The organism is Bartonella vinsonii subsp. berkhoffii ATCC 51672 (assembly GCF_902825225.1).
Lineage (GTDB): Bacteria > Pseudomonadota > Alphaproteobacteria > Rhizobiales > Rhizobiaceae > Bartonella > Bartonella berkhoffii.
The window spans coordinates 1-406 of record NZ_CADEAK010000261.1; the positions used below are offsets into that span (position 1 = coordinate 1).

At 45.1% G+C, this 406-nt stretch carries 2 pseudogenes; both read right to left on the reverse strand.

From position 1 onward, the window contains the following. Window positions 1-99 (reverse strand): annotated as a pseudogene (locus tag J7R10_RS10290) (DNA adenine methylase); the annotation flags it as partial. Window positions 100-241: 142 nt separating this feature from the next. Beyond that, window positions 242-406 (reverse strand): annotated as a pseudogene (locus tag J7R10_RS10165) (late control protein); the annotation flags it as partial.

Below are 406 nucleotides of genomic sequence, written 5' to 3' on the forward strand. Positions count from 1 at the left end.
GATAATGGTTTTTGCCAACTTGATTTTGCCACCAACATAAGCAGCAGCTGGTTCTATAGGATCAATAGCTTTTAATGTTTCCTTGTAAAGTGTATCCATAATTTTTTAACACTCTTTCATCTATAGTAGCCATCTTCTCATTGCTTCAAGCGATAAGAAGTGGCTGCGATGTTAAGAGCTCTTACATCGGACGGGGTGTGTCGCTAAACTTCTCCCGTTGGCTGGGCAACCAGCCCAGCCTCTATTTTTTGTTGCTTTCCTTTTTCTTGTTTGGTGCTTCGAGCGTGATTTCTGTGGTGTATCCGCTTTGTTTCTCGTAGCGGCGGGCGATGGGTTCGGTTTTCCATGATCCATTGATTTCGCCGCGGAATCCTTGTAGTAGCAGTGGCTGGTCCGCGATGATTTC